This window comes from Aeromonas allosaccharophila (assembly GCF_016026615.1).
GTDB classification, from domain to species: Bacteria; Pseudomonadota; Gammaproteobacteria; order Enterobacterales; family Aeromonadaceae; genus Aeromonas; species Aeromonas allosaccharophila.
This window is the reverse complement of the sequence record NZ_CP065745.1, coordinates 4,458,017-4,477,050: the sequence shown is the minus strand read 5'-3', so window position 1 is coordinate 4,477,050 and position 19,034 is coordinate 4,458,017. Positions and strand designations below refer to the sequence as shown.

Sequence of the window (19,034 nt, the reverse complement as noted above, 5' to 3'; positions counted from 1 at the left end):
CCATGACCAGAGATGAGATCTTCAACGAAATTCGCCGCGCCCTGGTCGAGCTGTTCGAAATCGACCCCGAAGACGTCACCATGGATGCCAAGCTCTATCAACAGCTTGAACTCGACAGCATCGATGCCATCGATCTGGTGGTGCACCTGCAAAAACTGACCGGCAAGAAGATCAAGCCGGAAGAGTTCAAGTCGGTACGCACCGTCGCCGACGTGGTCGACGCCGTCGAACGCCTGCTCGCAGAGTAATGCGTCGCATCAACCTGCTGGCGGGCGTCTTGCTGCTGCTCTATCCCCTGCTGGTCTATCTTGGCCTGTCGCACGGGGAGAGAGGCCTGCTGGCTCTGCTGCTGTTGCCGGTGTTTGCCATTCGCCTGTTTGCCGGCGCAGCCCTACCGGGAGCTTGGCGCTGGGCGACCCGCTGGCTCGGGGCCGTCGGCCTGTTGCTGATCGGCCTCAACCTCTGGTTTCGCGACCACGACTGGCTGCTTTACTACCCCATTGCCGTCAACGCGACCCTGCTGGGAGTGTTTGGCTGGAGCCTTACTCAACCTATGACGCTGGTTGAGCGGCTGGCCCGCCTCACCACGCCGGATCTGCCGGAGCGGGGAGTCCGCTACACCCGCAAGGTGACCCGGGTCTGGTGCCTCTTTTTTATCGGCAACGGTCTCTTTTCTGGCTGGACTGTCTGGCACGGCGATCTGGCGCTCTGGAGCCTCTACAACGGCCTTGTCAGCTACCTGCTGATGGGGGCGCTGATGGGCGGTGAATGGCTGGTGCGCCAGCATGTGATGAAACGGGATAATGCATGACCCTGCTTGATGAACTGCTGCAGGCAGATGGTAACCGCATCGTCACCTTTGACGGCCAAAGAGAGTGGACGCTGGCGCAACTGCGCCAGAACGCCGGGCGGCTAGCCCGCCAGCTCGCCGTAATGCCAGCGCAGCGCTGGGCTATTTGCACCGGCGACAGCTACCTCTTTTGCCAGGCACTGCTCGCCTGCGCCATGGCTGGACGGGCAGTAGTGCTGCCCGGCCACCAGCGTCTCGCCGGCTTGCAGGAACTGCTGGATCAAAGTGCCTTTGATGCACTGCTTTGCGACGAACCTCTGCCGCTCTCCTGCGCAGTGCTGCGCATTGATGCCGTTACAGCCTGCGAGCCATTGCCAGTTACAGAAGCGACGCAGGCTCCCGAGATCACCCTCTACACTTCGGGTTCAACTGGCCAACCCAAGGGGATATGCAAACCCTGGCCGCTGTTCGAGGCCGAGGTTCGTACCCAGATCGCCCTGTGGCATCCGCACCTTGAGGGAGCGCGACTCTTCTCCAGCGTCAGCCATCAGCACATCTACGGCCTGCTATTTCGCATCCTGCTGCCACTGGCACTCGGCATTCCGTTTGCCCGCAGCCAGACCGACTACCCGGAGCAACTGAGCGGCCAGAATGAGCCATGGGCGCTGGTCAGCTCGCCCGCCTTCCTGTCGCGGCTCGATCCCGCCCTTGCGTGCAACGGCTGCCGGCTGCTCTTCTCCTCCGGCGGCCCGCTCGCCTATGAAGATGCACACCACTGCGCAGCGCTGCTCGGCTCCTTGCCGGTGGAGATCTACGGCAGCAGCGAGACTGGCGGCATCGGCTGGCGCCAGAGCGCTGCGCCCGATATCCCCTGGACCCCTTTTGCCGGTGTCACCGTCAGCTGCGACGAAGAGCAGACCCTGCTGTTGCGCTCACCCTTTATGGATGAGCCTGAGCCTTGGGTCGGCAGCGATCGCATCGCCCTGTGTGATGGTGGCGACAAAGGCGCGGCAGGCCGCTTTCACCTGCTTGGCAGACGCGATCGCATCATCAAGCTCGAGGAGAAACGCATCTCTCTGGATGATGTCGAGCTGCGCATCAAGGCGCTGGAGGGGGTACTCGATGCCGCAGTCTTACCCCTTGAGCAAGGTGAACGCCAGGTGCTTGGCGCCGCACTGGTACTCAGTCAGCAGGGGATGAAAAGCTTCACCCGCCTTGGCCACGGCGCCTTCTTGCAACAGTTGCGTCGGCAGTTGCGCCCGTGGCTCGAGCCGGTGGCACTACCGCGCAGCATCAGACTTTTTCCGGCGCTACCCCTGACCGGCGCGGGTAAACGCGACGGCGTGGCGCTGCGTCAGGCGTTTGACCAGACGCCAATGCAACAACCCGGAGTACCCACCTGATGGATAGTTCACTGCTGCCCGCCCTGCTGGCACGTCAGGTCACCTCTGATGGCGTGCAGCTGCTGCTGCACCTGAGTGCCGATCTGCCCTGGTTTGCGGGCCATTTTCCCGGGGCGCCACTGCTGCCCGGGGTAACCCAGCTGCAACTGGCCATTCACTTCGCCCGCGCAGAGAAGCTGTTCACCGGCGAGTTTCAGGGGATGGATCAGCTCAAATTCCAGCGCCCGCTGCGCCCTGACGATCGCTGCTGGCTGATCTTGCGCGCTCATGGCGACGGCCAGCTGCGCTTTGAATATCGTCTCGGCAGCGCAGAGGATGTCGATACGCTGCCGCTCGCCAGCAATGGACGGGTCAAGCTATCGTGACGCCCTGCATCATCATCCCCTGCTACAACCACTCAGCCCCTCTCGCGTCGGTGCTGCGTGAACTCACGCAGCTCCAGCTCCCCTGCCTGCTGGTCGATGATGGCAGTGAGCCGGTAGCAGCCGCCCTGCTCGATCAGCTGGCAGCCGAACATGCCAGCTGGGTCACCTTGCTGCGCCATCCGCACAACCGTGGCAAGGGTGGTGCCGTCAAGACAGCACTGCTGGCTGCCAAAACGCGCGGTTTCAGCCACGTCCTGCAGGTCGATGCTGACGGCCAGCACGATCTCTCACGCCTGCCGGAGCTACTGGCCGAATCAGAGCGCTTCCCGCTGGCGCTCATCTCCGGCGCCCCCCAATACGATGAGTCAGTGCCCAAGGGGCGCCTCTATGGCCGCTACCTGACTCATGTCTGGGTCTGGATTGAGACGCTCTCCTTCGAAATCAAAGACAGCATGTGCGGCCTTCGCGTCTATCCGGTCGAAGCGAGCTGCGCGCTGCTTGAGCAATGCACTCTCGGCGAGCGGATGGATTTCGACATCGAGATCATGGTGCGCCTGCACTGGCGCGGCGTGGCGGTGCGCTTTATCCCGGTCAAGGTGCACTACCCCGAGCACGGCCTCTCCCATTTCAACCCGCTGTACGACAATCTGCGCATCTCCTGGATGCATACCCGTCTGGTGCTGACCCTGTTGCGCGACGGTGCTGCCAGCCTGTTGCGAGCCCCCGGCCAGCTGTTAAAACGCGGCAGGGAACACTGGTCGCGCACCCCGGAGCGCGGCACCCTGCTCGGCATTCGCACCATGCTCTGGAGTTACCGGCTGCTCGGCCGTCCGGGCTTCAAGGCCCTGCTGCTGCCGGTCATCAGCTACTTCTGGTTGACCGGTCGCAGCCAGCGCGAGGCCTCCCGCGACTATCTAACCCGCCTCACCGCCCGCGCCGCCGAGCTCAATCACCCGCTCCCCGAACCGGTGGGGAGTCTGCGCCACTTCCTTCGCTTTGGCGAAGCTGCGCTCGACAAACTGGCAGCCTGGCGCGGCGACATCGGTCTCGATGATATTGAGCTGGTGAACCCACACCATTACGAAGCCGCTCGCGGCAAGGGAGCCCTCATCATCGGCTCCCATCTGGGCAATCTGGAGCTGTGCCGTGCCCTTGGCAGCAAGGAGCAGGGAGCTCGCATCACGGCACTGGTCTTTACCCGCCATGCTGCCCGCTTCAACGCCCTGCAGCAGGAGGTGAACCCCGACTCCGGCCTAAATCTGGTGCAAGTGCAGGAGCTTGGGGCCGATACCGCCATCATGCTCAAATCGCGCATTGAGGCGGGCGAGTGGGTGGTGATCGTCGGCGATCGCACCTCGGTTACCAAGGAAACGCGGGTAGTCTGGGCCGATTTTCTCGGCGAGCAGGCCCCCTTCCCGCTCGGCCCGTTTGCACTGTCGGCCATCCTCGGCTGCTCCACCTACCTGATGTTCGGACTGCGAGAACAGGGGCGCTTTCGAGTTCACTTCGAGCCGTTCGCCGACGGCTCGCCACTGCCGCGCGCCGGACGCCAGCAACTGCTTGAAGCCCGGGTGCAACACTACGCCAACCGGCTGGAACACCACTGCCTGCGCGCGCCGCTGGAGTGGTTCAACTTTTTCGACTTTTGGCATCTGACCGATGAGCAGGACTGATCAAGGCATGCACGAGATCCATTTCGGGGCCCGCCCCCTCACCATCGAAGACATCGTCGCGCTGGCCGAACGCCGCGCCACGCCGCACCTCAACTCGGCCCCCGAGTTCCGGGCCCGCATCCAGCGCGGTGCCGACTATCTTGACCGGCTGCTTGCCGAGGAAGGGGTTATCTACGGGGTCACCACGGGCTATGGCGACTCGGTCACTCGTGCGGTGCCGCTCGATCTGGTCGATACCCTGCCCCTGCACCTGACCCGCTTTCATGGCTGCGGCATGGGCGATAACCTGAGTCTGGCCGCGACCCGTGCCGTGCTGGCCACCCGCCTCAACTCGCTGGCTCAGGGGGTTTCCGGCGTAAGCCTCCCCCTGCTTGAGCGGCTCACCTGGCTGCTGGAGCAAGACCTGCTGCCGCGCATTCCCGAAGAGGGCTCGGTCGGTGCCAGCGGCGATCTCACCCCGCTCTCTTACGTGGCGGCGGCGCTGATCGGCGAGCGAGAACTCTACCGCAACGGGGAGCTGACCAGCACGGCAGAGCTCTATCGCGAGCTAGGCATCACTCCGCTCCAGCTGCGCCCGAAAGAGGGGCTGGCACTGATGAACGGCACCTCGGTGATGACGGCCCTCGCCTGCCTCGCCTATGCCCGCTGTGAATACCTGATGCGGCTCTGCACCCGCATCACCGCGCTGGTGAGCGTGGCGATGGAGGGCAACGCCTTCCACTTTGACGAGCGCCTGTTTGCCGCCAAGCCCCACCCTGGCCAGCAGCAGATCGCTGCCTGGCTGCGCGCCGATCTGCAGAGCGGCGAACTGCCACACCACAGCAACCGGCTGCAGGATCGCTACTCCCTGCGCTGCGCCCCCCACGTCATCGGCGTGGTGGCCGACAGCCTGCCCTGGTGGCGCACGCTTATCGAAAACGAGCTCAACAGCGCCAACGACAACCCCCTTATCGACGGTGAAGGGGAGCATGTGATGCACGGCGGTCACTTCTACGGCGGCCATATCGCCATGGCGATGGACAGCATGAAGGTGGCGGTGGCCAATCTGGCCGACCTGCTCGACCGTCAGCTGGCCCAGCTGGTCGACAGCAAGTTCAATCAGGGACTGCCGAGCAACCTCTCCGGCGCGAGCGCCGAGCGCCGCTTTATCAACCACGGCTTCAAGGCGGTGCAGATTGGCGCCTCGGCCTGGACGGCGGAAGCGCTCAAGCACACCATGCCCGCCAGCGTCTTCTCCCGCTCGACCGAGTGCCACAATCAGGACAAGGTGAGCATGGGCACCATAGCCGCCCGCGATGCGCTGCGGGTGCTGACTCTGACCGAACAGGTGGCCAGCGCCAGTCTGCTGGCGGCGGTGCAGGGGGTAGAGCTGCGCCTCGCCCGGCAGGGTAATGACCTGACCACCCTCAGTCCGGCGCTCGTAGCTACTGTCGAGGCGGTGCGCCGCGATCACCCCTTCCTCTGCGAAGACCGGCCGCTGGAGACCGAGCTGCGCGCCATGATGGTCCGCCTGCAGGCCCGTCACTACCCGATTTATGACGAGGTGCCCCATGTCTGAGCCCTGGCAACTGAGTGCCGAGGTCGATGTCACCGTCCCCTTCCACGACGTGGACATGATGGCCGTCGCCTGGCACGGACACTACCTGCGCTACATCGAGCTGGCCCGCTGTGCCCTGCTCGATCGCATCGACTACAACTACCCGCAAATGGAGGCCTCCGACTATCTGTGGCCGGTCATCGATGTGCGGATGAAGTACATAGCCCCGCTGCGCTTTGGCCAGACGGTGCGGGTACGCGCCACCCTGGTCGAGTACCAGCACCGCCTCAAGATCGATTACCTCCTCTATGACCCGCAGAGCGGCAAGCGCACCAACAAGGGTTACACGGTGCAGGTGGCAGTCAGCAAACAGAGCGGCGAGATGTGCCTCGCTTCACCGCAGGTGCTGCTCGACAAGCTGGGGGTGAGCGAATGATGGCCCGTCTCACTCTTCTGCTCCTGGCTCTGCTCTCCTGGCCAACGCAGGCAATCACTCTGGCCGATGTGCAACAACAGCTCACGGCAGCGGATGCCCGCAGCGCCCACTTCGAACAGGAGCGCCAGATACGCGGCCTCACCCAGGCCCTGCGCTCCAGTGGCGAGCTGCTGCTGGTGAAGGGCCAAGGGCTCTGGTGGCAGCAGCAAAAACCCTTTCCCCTGACGCTGACTCTCACGCCGACGCGCATGGTGCAGCAGCTTCCCGGTCAACCGGCCCAGACCCTCGACAGCCCGCAACTGCTGGAGTTCAGCAACCTGATGCTGGCCCTGTTCGACCCGAGCGAAGCGGCGCTGGATAACTACTTTCGCCACCAACTCAGCAGCGGGGGGGAGGAGTGGACCCTGACCCTCGAGCCCATCCGCTCACCTCTCGACAAGGTCTTCGCCAGTCTGGAGCTCAAGGGGCGTCACGAGCTCGCATCGCTCGCCATCCATGACAAACAGGGCGATGTCACCCTGATCCGCTTTGTTGACTGGCAGCTTAAAACCCTGCCTCTGAGTGCCGAGGAGCAATCCCGTTTTGATGCTCACTGAGAAACAGTGGCGCCTGCTGGGGCGATTGTGGCTGCTGCTCTGCGTGGCGGTCTGCCTTGCCCTGGCGCTGGCCCTACCCCGCGCCCGCTTCAATACCAGCGTGATGGATCTGCTACCCAAAGAGGAGCACCAACAGTGGCATCCGGAGCTTAGGGCCGGACTGCTTGCCAACCTCGACCGGCAACTGGTGTGGCTGGTGAGCCTGCCCGCCGGCGAAAATGGCGAAGCCGCCGCGACCGCGTGGAGCAAGCAACTGGCCGCCATCAACTCATTGGAACATCTGAAAGCGGCCCAGCCGGCTCTCGCCGGCGCCTGGCAGAGCTACATGCGGCAGATGGCGTGGCAACACATCACGCCGAGTGCGCGGGCACGGCTGGCCAGTGGCCCGGAGGGGTGGAGTCAGTGGGTGCTGGGGCAGATCTACTCCCCCTTCGGCGGCGTCTCGCGCGCCGAGTGGCAGGCCGATCCCCTGCTGCTGACCCGCGCCACAGTGCTGGAGCAGAAAAGTCCGATGCAACTGGACGAAGAGGGCTGGCTCAGCAGCACCGGGCCGGATGGCCGCCGCTGGTATATGGTGCGCGCCGAACTCAACCTCTCCGCCTTCAACATGGCGCGCAACCGCCAGCTGCTCACCGAGCTGGCAAACGCCGAGCAGCAGTTGCGCCAGCACTATCCGGACGTCGAACTGCTGCGCCGCGGCACCCTCTTCTACAGCCAGCATGCCAGTTCGCTCGCCGAGCAGGATATCTCGACCATCGGGCTGGGCTCTCTGATCGGGGTCATCGTGCTCATCTGGCTGGCGTTTCGCTCGGTGCGTGCCTTGCTGCTCTCCCTGCTACCGCTGACGATGGGGATGCTGTGGGGACTCGGCGCCGTACTGCTGGTGTTTGGCGAGATCCACGTCTTCACCCTGGTGATCAGCTCAAGCCTCATCGGCATCTCCATCGACTATGCCATCCACTTCCTGAGCGAGCGGCGCCTGCATGGCCACGAGACACCGGCGCAGACCCGCGCCCACCTGCTGCCGGGACTGAGTCTGGCACTGCTCACCACCCTGATCGGCTATGCCCTGCTCTGGCTCGCCCCCTTCCCGGGGCTGCAGCAGCTCGCCATCTGCGCGCTGGCCGGCTTGCTGGCCGCCTTCCTGACCGTGCTGCTGCTCTTCCCCTACTGGCTGGGCGACCTGCAGCAAGGGGCTTTGCCCATCCGCCACTGGCAGGTGCGCTGGATTGAAGCGTGGCAGCGGCCGGGCGGCCTGCGCCGCTGGCTGCCGCTACTGGTGCTGGCGATCAGCGCCATCGGCATCAGCCGCCTCGCGGTCGATGACGATATCCAGAAGCTGCAACCCCTGCCCCACGAGCTGCAGGCGCAGGAGCGCCAGATCCAGCAACTGACCGGCCAGCAGGGGGGTATGACCGGCTATCTGGTGGTGGGCAGCGATGGCGAGCAGGCCCTCACCCGCCTCGAGACGCTGGCTGACCAGCTTGAGCTGGCCCGCCAGCACAAGGTGCTCGACCAGTTTGTCGCCATCAGCCAGTGGATCCCCTCGAGGGCCCGTCAACAGGCGGATCATCAGGCCATCATGGCGCTGCAACCGGGTGTCATTTCCGCCCTCAAAACGGCCGGTGTACCGGTGGAGGCCAACGCTCGCCTCCTGGATCTGCTGACCCCCGAAGCGTGGCTAACCAGCCCGGTCAGCGAAGGAAGTCGTCTGCTCTGGTACGCCCTGCCCGATGGCCGGGTCGGCATCTGGGTGCCGCTGGCCGGCATTCACGATGCCGCCGCGCTGGCCCGTCTGGCCGACGAGCATGACGGGGTGATCTGGCAGGATCAGCGCAGCCAGTGGAGCCAGCTCTTTGCCGATTACCGCCTCAAGCTCGCCGAGCTGCTGCTGGTCGCGGTGGTGCTGGTGATGGGGCTGCTCTGGCATCGCATCGGCTGGCACCTGACCCTGCGCATCCTGCTGGTCAACGGGCTGGCCATCGCCATGGGGCTGGCGCTGCTTGGCTTCAGTGGCCAGCCGCTCACCCTCTTTGGCGTGCTGGCGCTCAGCCTTATCTTCGGCATCGGCATCGATTACGGGCTCTTCTTCGCCCACTGCGGCAGCGAGCCAGCCCGTCAGCAATCGACCCTGCTCGCCATCCTGCTGGCCCACCTCACCACCCTGCTGGCCTTCGGCCTGCTGGCGCTCAGCAATACTCCGGCCATCGCCGGTTTCGGGATCGTGCTGAGCGGCGGGATCTTCACCGCGTTTCTGTTATCCCCCATGGTGCTGGCCCCACGGCTAGCTGCGGAGTCATGATGAGATACTGGTACTTGCTGCTGGTGCTGCTGAGCGGTTGCAGCAGCCAGCAGGGGATAGAGGCGTTTATCGCCCCGGGCGTTCCCCTCTCGCTGCCGGCGCCCCAGCGCGCTGAACCGCTAAACCGCCAGCAGCTGCTGATCGCCAGCGTCAAGGGCAAGCAGTATCAACTGCTCACCGCACTGGAGGCCGGCCAGCAGGGCATCACCCTAGTCGGGCTGATGCCGACCGGGGCGCGCCTGTTCAAGGTGCAATACGACCGAAACGGCATTCACAGCGAGCGGCTGCTCCCCCTGCCCGGCAACGCCCTGCCCCCGCCGGCTCAGGTGCTGGCCGACGTGATGCTCTGCTACTGGCCGCTGGCCGAGTGGCAATCCCGTCTGCCGGCAGGCTGGCAGCTGATCGATGAGGGGGATGTTCGCCGCCTCACCGACCCAGAAGGCGTGCTGGTCACCGAGATCCGCTATCAGCACTGGCAAGGCCAGCGCGAGCCGGTCAGCCTGACCCAGCACCGCTTTGGCTACCGCCTGCAACTGGAGAATCTGGCGCAATGACCCTCTACATTCACGCCTACAGCCTCATCAACGCCCTCGGCCGTGGCAAGGATGAGGTGAGTACCGCCCTCGAGGCGTGGCGCACCCGTGGCGCCAGCCCGCTCGATGGCGAGCGCTGGACGCTGGTCGATGGCCGCACCTCGCCGGTGGGTCGGGTGCGCCATCCGTTGCCAGCGGTGACGATCGCCCCTTACGACTCGCGCAACAACCGGTTGCTGCTGGCGGCGCTGGCCGATATCGAAGACCAAGTGAACGCCGCTATCGCCCGCGTCGGATCGCAGCGGGTGGCGCTGGTGCTCGGCACCAGCACCTCCGGCATCGGCGAGGCCGAGGCCGCCGTTGCAGCGAGCGAGCGTGGCGAGCCCCTGCCACCGCAGTTTGACTACGTACAGCAGGAGCTCGGCTCACCCTCGCTGTTTCTCGCCGCTCACCTTGGCCTTGAGGGGCCGGCGATGACCATCTCGACCGCCTGCTCCTCGAGCGCGCGCGCCTTCATTACCGCCCGCCGCCTGCTGGCCAGCGGTCAGGCCGATGTGGCGCTGGTCGGTGGTGCCGACTCTCTGTGCGGCCTCACCCTCAATGGCTTTGACAGTCTGGAGTCCTTGAGCGAACAGCGCTGCCAGCCGTTTGCCGCCGGGCGCGACGGCATCAACATCGGCGAAGGGGCGGCCCTGTTTCTGGTGAGCCTGGAGCCCGCTCCGCTTGCCCTGCTGGGGGATGGTGAGTCATCGGATGCCTGGCATATCTCGGCGCCGCACCCGCAAGGGGAAGGGGCCGAGCGGGCGATGCGGATGGCGCTGACCCGCGCCGGCCTTGAGGCTGAGCAGGTCGGCTACGTCAATGCCCACGGCACCGCCACCCGCCTCAACGACGAGATGGAGAGCCGCGCGCTGGCGCGCCTCTTCCCGAGCAAGGTCCCGGTCAGCTCGACCAAGGTGCTGACCGGCCACACCCTCGGGGCTGCCGGTGCGACCGAAGCGGCGCTCTGCTGCCTGCTGATCGAACGTAGCCTGCCGCTGCCACCGCAGGGTGAAACGGCCGATCCGGCACTGGCCCCCATCGCCCTTGTGCAGGAGCAGGGGCCGGTCGATATCATCATGTCCAACTCGTTTGCCTTTGGTGGCAACAACGTCAGCCTGATTTTTGGCAAAGAGGCATCATGACTTTTCCTCCCATAGAACAACTGCTTCCCCATCGCGCGCCAATGCTGCTGCTCGAACGCGTCACAGCGCACGACGAGCAGAGTGTCTGCTGCGAAACGGTGGTGGGAGCACGGCAAGCGCTGCTGCTCGATGACAACGGCGATCTGCCCGGCTGGTGCGGTATCGAACTGATGGCGCAAACCATCGCCGCCTGGGCAGGTATGCAGGCACACAGCCACCATGAGCCGGTGCGGATCGGCATGCTGCTCGGCACCCGCAAATACCAGAGCGAGCTGCCCCTCTTTGCCGCCGGCAGCCTGCTGCGCATCGAGGCCCACTGCCTGCTGCAGGATGGCGGGATGGCCAGCTTTGAATGCAGCATCTGGCTTGGGGATCGCGAGTGCGCCAGAGCCCGCCTGAGCACCTATCAGCCCACCGAGGCACAACTGACAGATTTACTGGAGCAGAAACAATGAATTCGACCGTACTGGTTAGCGGCGCCAGCAAGGGAATTGGCCGCGCCATCGCCCTCAAGCTGGCAGCCGACGGTTTCACCGTAGTCGTCCACTACCACAGCGACCAGCAGGGAGCGCAGGCGACCCTCGACGAGATCACCGCCCAGGGCGGCAGCGGGCGCCTCATCCAGTTCGATATCGGCGATCGCGAGCTGTGCCGCGCACGCCTTGAAGCCGACATCGAGCAGCACGGCGCTTACTACGGCGTGGTCTGCAATGCCGGTATCGTGCGTGACGGTGCCTTCCCGGCGCTCACCGACGATGAGTGGGATGATGTCATCCACACCAACCTCGACGGTTTCTACAACCTGCTCAAGCCCTGCATCATGCCGATGATCGGGCTGCGCCGCGGCGGGCGCATCGTCACCCTCTCCTCGGTCTCCGGCATCATGGGCAACCGCGGTCAGGTCAACTACAGCGCCTCCAAGGCTGGCCTTATCGGCGCGACCAAGGCGCTGGCGCTGGAGCTCGCCAAACGGCGGATCACTGTCAATTGCGTGGCGCCCGGTCTTATCGACACCGGAATGGTCAGCCCGGAGGTAGAGAGCGAAGCACTCAAGATGATCCCCCTCAAACGCATGGGGCAGGCAGAGGAGGTAGCCGGTCTGGTCTCCTACCTGATGTCCGACATCGCCGGCTATGTCACCCGGCAAGTAATTTCCATCAACGGAGGCCTGATATGAATCGACGGGTCGTAGTCACCGGCATGGCCGGTGTGACCGCCTTTGGCAACGACTGGGTCAGCGTCAAACCGCACCTGCAGGCAGGACACAACGCAGTGGTCACCATGCACGAGTGGGGCATCTATGACGGGCTCAACACCAGGCTGGCCGCGCCGATCAGCGACTTTGCCCTGCCGGCCCGCTATCCGCGCAAGAAGATCCGCGCCATGGGTCGAGTCTCCGAGATGTCGACCGTGGCCTCCGAACTTGCGCTGGAGCAGGCGAAGTTGCTGAACGAACCGGTGCTGAGCGATGGCCGCACAGGTATCGCCTATGGCTCCTCCACCGGCAGCACGGCGCCCATCAGCGCCTTTGGCGCCATGCTCAACGACAAGACCACCGCCAACATCACCGCCACCACCTATGTGCAGATGATGCCGCACACGACGGCGGTCAATACCGGCCTCTTCTTCGGCCTGCGTGGCAGGGTCATCCCCACCTCCAGCGCCTGCACCTCGGGCAGCCAGGGGATCGGTTACGCCTACGAGGCAATCCGCCACGGCTACCAGACCGTGATGGTGGCAGGTGGCGCGGAGGAGCTCTGCCCCTCCGAGGCGGTGGTGTTCGATACCCTGTTTGCCACCAGTCAGCTCAACGACACTCCCGAGCTCACCCCGCGCCCGTTTGATCGGGATCGCGACGGACTGGTGATCGGTGAAGGGGCTGCCACTCTGGTGCTCGAAGAGCTGGAGCATGCCCTCGCCCGCGGCGCCCACATCATCGCCGAGCTGGTCGGCTTTGCCACCAACTGCGATGCGGCCCATGTCACCCAGCCCCAGAGCCAGACCATGCAGCTCTGTATGCAGATGGCGCTGGATCAGGCCGGGCTGCGGCCCGAGCAGATTGGCTACATCAGTGCCCACGGCACCGCCACCGAGCGGGGCGATATCGCCGAGAGCCAGGCAACCGCCGCCATCTTCGGTGAGCAGACTCCCATCTCCTCGCTCAAGAGCTACTTCGGCCATACCCTCGGCGCCTGTGGCGCCATCGAAGCCTGGCTGTCGCTTGAGATGCTGCACGACGGCTGGTTTGCTCCGACCCTCAATCTGGCCAATCCGGACCCTGCCTGCGAGCCCCTCGACCACATCACGGGTCAGGGACGCCAGCTGGAGATCGAGTACCTGATGTCCAACAACTTCGCCTTCGGCGGCATCAACACCTCGCTGATTTTCCGCCGCTGGCACGGCGAAGCACTTGAGCAAGGTTAAATAGCGAAGTAAGTCCTCCCAGACTGGATGCAGCCTTGGCATGCTCTTAGCCTGGATAGAAGATCCATACAAGGATCGCCGCCAGCCTGTGATCGCACACCGATACCTTGCCATGTAAAAGAGGGCCTGACGGCCCTCTTGTTGTTTTTGCTATCTACTGTGCTATTTCAACGCTCTGTTATTGCAGTACCACGCGCCCATTGAGGGGTTGCACCGGCCGGTTGTTGGGGTGGTGCATCACCGCCTTGAAGGCGTCGATCTGGGCCTGACTGACCTCGACCGGCTGCTTCATCACCAGCCAGCGCACCCCTTCCGAGCAGGGAGGTGTGGTGAGAGAGCCGCTGAAACGATAATAGTCGCGGCTCTCGGGCAGCAGTTGCTCCGCAGCGAGCTGCGCCTTGAGGGACTGGATCTCGCCCACCTTGGCAGGTAATGCGCTCCAGGCTGCCGCCAGTGCCGGATTGGCCTTGCCAGCTTCGAACATCACCGCCACCACGGCGATCTCTCCCTTGTCACTGACGTGCACCAGATGCCCTTCCAGCGGATAGGATTTGCCCTCGATAAGGTTTTCACTCGGGGCGTGGAAGTGGAATTGCTTGAGCTCAAACGTGGTGCCATCGAGTTGCAAGGTGCTGCCCGGGGCATAACCGACCTGCACGGTGTGACCGTTGTTGACCACGGTCTTGCCACCCGCCTGATAGTGGAGCGCCAATGGTGCCAGCTTGGCCTCAACCAACCCGTTCAGATCGACCGGCGACTGATTGCTGCCAGCACACTGACCAAACTCCGGGGTCAGCTTGGCCCAGTGAGCAGGCCCCGCCTCGCCGCTATATTCCCAATGAGGGGTGGCAGCAAACACGGCAGGGCACAGCAGCAGGGAGCAGGCCAACAGAGACTTTCTCATCATACATCCTTATCTTGATTGAAAAGCACGACCATCCCCTCCCCGCGATCACGGTACATGCAGGGATGGCATATCTGATATGCGGGATACAGAGCATCAGAGCGACTTTCTAATGGTAACGAGCACGGGCTGGTCAATCGGTTTGACCACCACTCAATACAGAGTCGTTTGGCAAGTATATGGTGAGGGATCGGCAGAGACTGTGGAAGAGAGTGAATTAATCAGCCTGTCAGCCACTCATCGTCAGGCTGATGCGGGTCAAGGTGCTGGGTGTCACGCTTTCATAACAACCGGCGCGGGAGTCCAAGCTCCCGCGCTGGTTGCCGGTAACGGCAATTAACGGTCGCGATTCAACGCGATCAGGCGATCAAGAATCGCTTCACCATCGGCACGCAAACCATTGTGCTCATATTCATTAGTGATCCAGGCGCGACTGTTGCCAAGGCCACGCAGGGTCTCGCGACTGTAGTCAAACTCCACATACATATCCTCGGCATAAACGGCGCAGGCTACCGGCACCTGGTTGCGGGCCAGCTGGGCCGGGTCATAGAGCGCCCCCCAGTCCGCCTTGTTGGCCAGCAGATGGGCCGCCTCTTTCAGGGGCAGCAACTCGCGGAACTGCTCGAACATCCAGGGGTAAACCATCTCGCCGGTGAAGGCGAAATCCTTGCCGGGCGCCCAGTTCACCGCCGGGAATTCCCCTCTGACCCGATCCGCCGCCCAGCGAGTCGCCTCCCCTTCGGCGTAGATAGCCTCGTGCAGGATGGCAAACAGCGGATTGGTATTGAATGGCTGCATGCTCTGCACCTGATAGAGGAAGGCCGGGCTCGGCTTGTCGCCGATAAAGGCCTCTTCCAGCAGGTAATAAAGCTCCTCGAAAGCACCCGTAGCGCCGAGATCCAGCCCTTGCTGCTGGAACTGCTCCACCGTCAGGCGCTGGCCGTTAGGCAGCCGCACATCGTGCTGGTGCAGATGGTTGGCCAGCCGGTTGGCAATCCCCTGAGCGTGGGGGAAACGGGCGAAGAAAGCACGGTTCTTGTCAGCCACCCGCTGATAGGTGGCGCGGTAGACCTGCTCGGCACTGCGGCCGATCGGTGCGATACCACCGGTGATATAGACCTCCCGCAGACTGTCGGGGAAAAGCGAGAGATAGGTCAGGCAGCAAAAACCACCAAAGCTTTGCCCCAGCAGGCTCCAGCGATGCTTGGGGCTGAGCTCCTGCCGGATGAACTCGGCATCTTGCACTATGCTGTCGGCGCGAAAATGGCCGAGATACTCCGCCTGCTCGGCCGGGGTCATTTTGGCCAGAATATGCCCATGGATGGGGCTCGACATCCCGGTACCACGCTGATCCAGCAACAGCACTCTGAACTCCTGCAACGCCCGCTTGAGCCAACCACTGTTGGCCGTCGGGCGCGGTGCCCCGAATCCCGGCCCCCCTTGCAGAAACAGCAGCCAGGGCAACTTCTCATCGAGCTTGTCTTTGCGGCAGAGGGTACGGGCAAACAGGGTAATGCTGTCGCCATCCGGCTCATCATGATCGAGGGGAACGGTAAAAAAGTGCGGCTCGCAATGAATGCCGTCCAGTACATAGCTCAAGGGGCTGTTCATCTGGGATCTCTCCGTCAGGATGGGAACATCATTGACCCCATCATAGCCCCGCCCAGCCCCGGGGTCACTCCGGTTTTCCAAAATGTTAACAATGGCTTAAAGGTCGAAACATCACCAGATAACGCACGGTTCAACAGTGCTGAATTAATTGTTTTGCGGGGGAGATTGACGCCATGGCGCCATTCAACAAAGATGGCTCGCCTGCACAGGCGTGCAGCCATTCAGGCCGACAAAATGGATAAGGGAACGTGATGAAACCGAAGTGGATCAGGGCCAGAAAAAGAGAGAAAAAGCCATGCCCTGGCAGCATGCTGCAGACCGGAATGCTGCTGTTCAGTGCCACCTGTGGCGCGACGCTCTTTTTGGCAGCATGCAACAGCAACTAGAAATGAAAAAGCCCGCTCGATTGAGCGGGCTTTTCGAATTTGGCTCCTCCTACTGGACTTGAACCAGTGACATACGGATTAACAGTCCGCCGTTCTACCGACTGAACTAAGGAGGAATTATGGTGCCCAGAGACGGAATCGAACCGCCGACACGGGGATTTTCAATCCCCTGCTCTACCGACTGAGCTATCTGGGCAACGGCGCGCATTAAACCCTTTCCAGCGCAGAGTGTCAACCATGATGGCACGATAAAAAGCGCGTTCGCTCAACAACTGAACGCAGCGGCCATTTATTCGCCATTCCGGTCCCGTTTCCCGTACCTGCTGGCTACCGCACACCCTACAGGCAGAGCCAATATCATCGAAATTCGAGACTCTGTGGTCCGCCGCATTGAGCCAAATCCACTCTGCGAGTATGCTTTGCCGCAATGATACCGCCTGGAGGCAACATGAGTCTGAATATGCAAGAGTGGCGTGATGAGACCACAGAGATCGTCAACGAACTGCTGGCCGATGGCAGCAATCCCGATGTGGATTACGACATCGAGCACCACTTCGCCTGCCAGGATTTCGACCGTCTGGAAAAAGCAGCGGTTGACCTGTTCAAGGCCGGTTTTGAAGTGACCGATGCCGAAGAGATGGAGCTGGATGACGGCGCCACCATCTTCTGCTTCGATGCCACCATCGAGTGCAAACTGAACGTCGAAGCGATCGTCGCCGATATCGCCAAGATGCTGCCCATCCTGGAAAAATACGGGGTGGATTACGATGGCTGGGGCACCTACTTCCAGGATTGATCCTGCCTCCATCATAAAACAGCAAGGCCACCGAGAGGTGGCCTTGCTGTTTCTGACGATATCTCACGCCAGGTAGCTGGCAGCGAACTCCGCTGGCGGCAGGGGGCGACTGAACAGATAGCCCTGTAGCCGATCACACCCCGCCTCGGTCAGCCACAACTGCTGCTCGGGCGTTTCCACCCCTTCGGCGGTGATCCGGATCCCCAGCTCGTGGCCCAACCCGATGACCGAACGCACGATGGCGGTGGTTGCGGTATTGCTGGCGAGCCCCTGGGTGAAGCTGCGATCCAGCTTGAGGGTCGCTACCTGCAAACGCGGCAGATAGGCCAGCGAGCAGTACCCGGTACCGAAGTCATCGATGGCCAGCTGAAAACCGGCGGCGATCAGGTTGTCGAGGTTGGTCTCAATCTCGTCGGCGTTCTCCATCAGTACTCCTTCGGTGATCTCCAGCTCCAGTTGACTGGCCTTGAGACCATGGCGAGCGATGCAGGCTGAGACCCGCTCACAGAGCGCCGGATCACGGAACTGCAGCGGCGAAAGGTTGATGGAGAGCACCATATCCGGCTGCGCGGTTTGCCACTGCGACAGCTGGGCACACCCCTGCTCCAGCATCAGCTGGCCAAGCTGACCGATGATCCCCATCTCTTCCGCCAACGGAATGAACTCGTCGGGGGAGATCATCCCCAGCTCTGGATGAGGCCAGCGACAGAGCAGCTCAGCACCGTGCAGGCGGTGAGTCCGAGTACAGATAATGGGCTGATAGACGGCAACCAGCTGGGCGGACTTGATAGCGAGCGGCAACTGGGCGGCGATCAGCTGACGCCGCTTGAGCCGGGCATGCAACTCGGGATCAAACAGGGTGCAATACTGCTGCTGCCGTTTGCCCTGCGCCAGCGCAGCCTCGGCATGACTGAGCAACCGCTCGGCATCGCTTGCCCGCCCCTGGGCCAGCCCCAGAAACACCGGGATCTGGATGCGGTGATCTTCCACCTGATAGTGCTCCATCAACTGCTGCTGCAGATGCTGGCTCCACTCCTGCAGCGGCTCGTTGAAGTCGGGCAGCAGCAAGCTGAAGTCATCGGCTGCGACCCGACAGAGCAGGGCGCGCGGTGGTACCAACTGCTGCAACCGCTTGGCCACCTGGCTGAGCAGGCGGTCGGCAATCCGGATCCCGAAGCGATCGTTGATCTCGCGAAAATGGTGCAGATCGACCAGCACCAATGTGGCGCTGCGGCCCCCCAGATGACGGCTGGTCTGCAAGAAACGGGAAAGTTTGAGCAGCCCGGTCAGACTGTCGTAGTGCTGCTCCTGCTGCAACTGCGCCTGGGTGGTGCGCAGGCCGGTGATGTCGCGCCCCAGCGTCAGGATCCCGAGGGAGTGGCCGTCACCATCGGGCACATCGACCCGGGTGATCTCCATGTGTCGCCCCTGCCCGCTGGCATCCAGCAGACAACACTCGCCGTGCCCCATCCCCTGTGGCGCCGCCAACCGGAACGGCAACTGCTGACCCAGCACCTCCTCCGACTCCTGACCGATAAAGTCGAGAAACGCCTGATTGCACTCCAGCAATACCCCGTTGTGATCATCGAAACGGATCAGGTCAGGAATGGCATCGAGCAGAAAACGCTGCAACAACTGCTGCTTTTTGACGGTCTGTTCCAGGCTCTTGCGCTGGGCAATCTCGTTGACCACCCCGAACACCGCGCACGCTTCACCTTGCGCCGTGTAAAGCGGGATCTTGTGCACCTCCATCCAGCAGGTATCGCCGCCCCGGTTGCAATGCAGTTGCTGATGAAGCAACGGCACACCTCCGGCCAGCAGCTGATCATCCTCACCGCGAAAGACATCGCCCCAGGGCATTTGCGCATCACTCTTGCCCACCACCTCGGCAGGCGAGCCCAGATGGGCCTCACTGGCAAACTCGCGATTGACGAACAGATAGCGCCCATGCTTATCCCGACAGAAGATACTCATTGGCAATTGGTCGATGATCTGCTGCAGCAGATCCGGGGTGAGCATGTTGGTCACAGGGGCGCTTATGGAGGAATTTCGAGCAAATCTATGATAGCAAACCCATTTTGTAAAGCACCCCGA

At 63.0% G+C, this 19,034-nt stretch carries 18 protein-coding genes and 2 tRNA genes; 15 read left to right on the top strand and 5 right to left on the bottom strand.

Annotated elements, in window-relative coordinates:
- The first annotated feature begins 2 nt into the window (after positions 1-2).
- The 14 genes from I6G90_RS20545 to I6G90_RS20480 are packed head-to-tail and all read left to right on the top strand — an operon-like array spanning position 3 to position 13,243.
- On the top strand, positions 3-248 hold the full coding sequence (locus tag I6G90_RS20545; RefSeq protein WP_033114589.1) for an acyl carrier protein: 246 nt from the start codon (positions 3-5) through the stop codon (positions 246-248).
- Complete coding sequence (locus I6G90_RS20540; protein WP_197929007.1) at positions 248-811, top strand: COG4648 family protein; 564 nt, start codon at positions 248-250, stop codon at positions 809-811. The genes I6G90_RS20545 and I6G90_RS20540 overlap by 1 nt, the downstream gene beginning before the upstream one ends.
- On the top strand, positions 808-2,193 hold the full coding sequence (locus tag I6G90_RS20535; protein ID WP_058052979.1) for an AMP-binding protein: 1,386 nt from the start codon (positions 808-810) through the stop codon (positions 2,191-2,193). The genes I6G90_RS20540 and I6G90_RS20535 overlap by 4 nt, the downstream gene beginning before the upstream one ends.
- Positions 2,193-2,558, top strand: a complete 366-nt coding sequence (locus I6G90_RS20530; RefSeq protein WP_197929006.1) for an ApeI family dehydratase — start codon at positions 2,193-2,195, stop codon at positions 2,556-2,558. Before I6G90_RS20535 ends, I6G90_RS20530 begins: the two co-directional genes overlap by 1 nt.
- Positions 2,555-4,231, top strand: coding sequence for a glycosyltransferase family 2 protein (locus tag I6G90_RS20525; RefSeq protein ID WP_197929005.1), 1,677 nt, complete (start codon positions 2,555-2,557; stop codon positions 4,229-4,231). The genes I6G90_RS20530 and I6G90_RS20525 overlap by 4 nt, the downstream gene beginning before the upstream one ends.
- 7 nt (positions 4,232-4,238) lie before the next feature.
- On the top strand, positions 4,239-5,789 hold the full coding sequence (locus I6G90_RS20520; protein ID WP_408628297.1) for an HAL/PAL/TAL family ammonia-lyase: 1,551 nt from the start codon (positions 4,239-4,241) through the stop codon (positions 5,787-5,789).
- Positions 5,782-6,204 carry an acyl-CoA thioesterase gene (locus tag I6G90_RS20515; protein WP_408628296.1) on the top strand — a complete coding sequence of 141 codons (423 nt, stop codon included), beginning with the start codon at positions 5,782-5,784 and terminating at the stop codon, positions 6,202-6,204. Before I6G90_RS20520 ends, I6G90_RS20515 begins: the two co-directional genes overlap by 8 nt.
- A complete protein-coding gene (locus I6G90_RS20510) occupies positions 6,204-6,800 on the top strand; it encodes an outer membrane lipoprotein carrier protein LolA (protein ID WP_197929001.1) in 597 nt (198 codons plus the stop codon). The genes I6G90_RS20515 and I6G90_RS20510 overlap by 1 nt, the downstream gene beginning before the upstream one ends.
- Entirely contained in the window at positions 6,787-9,102 is a 2,316-nt protein-coding gene (locus I6G90_RS20505; protein ID WP_408628295.1) for an MMPL family transporter, read from the top strand. Before I6G90_RS20510 ends, I6G90_RS20505 begins: the two co-directional genes overlap by 14 nt.
- Positions 9,102-9,656 (top strand): DUF3261 domain-containing protein, encoded by a 555-nt coding sequence (locus I6G90_RS20500; RefSeq protein WP_232254384.1) that lies wholly within the window; start codon positions 9,102-9,104, stop codon positions 9,654-9,656. Before I6G90_RS20505 ends, I6G90_RS20500 begins: the two co-directional genes overlap by 1 nt.
- Positions 9,653-10,819 carry a beta-ketoacyl-[acyl-carrier-protein] synthase family protein gene (locus I6G90_RS20495; RefSeq protein WP_197928997.1) on the top strand — a complete coding sequence of 389 codons (1,167 nt, stop codon included), beginning with the start codon at positions 9,653-9,655 and terminating at the stop codon, positions 10,817-10,819. Before I6G90_RS20500 ends, I6G90_RS20495 begins: the two co-directional genes overlap by 4 nt.
- Positions 10,816-11,274 carry an ApeP family dehydratase gene (locus tag I6G90_RS20490; RefSeq protein ID WP_197928995.1) on the top strand — a complete coding sequence of 153 codons (459 nt, stop codon included), beginning with the start codon at positions 10,816-10,818 and terminating at the stop codon, positions 11,272-11,274. Before I6G90_RS20495 ends, I6G90_RS20490 begins: the two co-directional genes overlap by 4 nt.
- Positions 11,271-11,996, top strand: coding sequence for a 3-ketoacyl-ACP reductase FabG2 (locus I6G90_RS20485; RefSeq protein WP_197928993.1), 726 nt, complete (start codon positions 11,271-11,273; stop codon positions 11,994-11,996). Before I6G90_RS20490 ends, I6G90_RS20485 begins: the two co-directional genes overlap by 4 nt.
- Positions 11,993-13,243 (top strand): beta-ketoacyl-ACP synthase, encoded by a 1,251-nt coding sequence (locus tag I6G90_RS20480; protein WP_197928991.1) that lies wholly within the window; start codon positions 11,993-11,995, stop codon positions 13,241-13,243. The genes I6G90_RS20485 and I6G90_RS20480 overlap by 4 nt, the downstream gene beginning before the upstream one ends.
- Before the next feature lie 178 nt (positions 13,244-13,421).
- Here the strand turns inward: I6G90_RS20480 and I6G90_RS20475 are convergent, their stop codons facing one another.
- The 4 genes from I6G90_RS20475 to I6G90_RS20460 form a co-directional block, all read right to left on the bottom strand.
- Positions 13,422-14,147 carry a carbonic anhydrase gene (locus I6G90_RS20475; RefSeq protein ID WP_197928989.1) on the bottom strand — a complete coding sequence of 242 codons (726 nt, stop codon included), beginning with the start codon at positions 14,145-14,147 and terminating at the stop codon, positions 13,422-13,424.
- A 336-nt stretch (positions 14,148-14,483) separates the two neighbouring features.
- On the bottom strand, positions 14,484-15,758 hold the full coding sequence (locus tag I6G90_RS20470) for an alpha/beta fold hydrolase (RefSeq protein WP_197928987.1): 1,275 nt from the start codon (positions 15,756-15,758) through the stop codon (positions 14,484-14,486).
- A 426-nt stretch (positions 15,759-16,184) separates the two neighbouring features.
- Positions 16,185-16,260: transfer RNA gene (locus I6G90_RS20465), tRNA-Asn, on the bottom strand.
- A 4-nt stretch (positions 16,261-16,264) separates the two neighbouring features.
- Positions 16,265-16,340, bottom strand: a tRNA-Phe gene (locus I6G90_RS20460).
- A gap of 264 nt (positions 16,341-16,604) precedes the next feature.
- On the opposite strand from I6G90_RS20460, the gene rraB reads away from it, so the two are divergent.
- Positions 16,605-16,940 carry a ribonuclease E inhibitor RraB gene (rraB, locus tag I6G90_RS20455; RefSeq protein WP_033136151.1) on the top strand — a complete coding sequence of 112 codons (336 nt, stop codon included), beginning with the start codon at positions 16,605-16,607 and terminating at the stop codon, positions 16,938-16,940.
- A 63-nt stretch (positions 16,941-17,003) separates the two neighbouring features.
- Here the strand turns inward: rraB and I6G90_RS20450 are convergent, their stop codons facing one another.
- The gene (locus I6G90_RS20450; RefSeq protein WP_197931230.1) at positions 17,004-18,959 is read right to left on the bottom strand and encodes a sensor domain-containing protein; all 1,956 of its coding nucleotides are present in this window, start codon (positions 18,957-18,959) and stop codon (positions 17,004-17,006) included.
- Between the last annotated feature and the right edge of the window lie 75 nt (positions 18,960-19,034).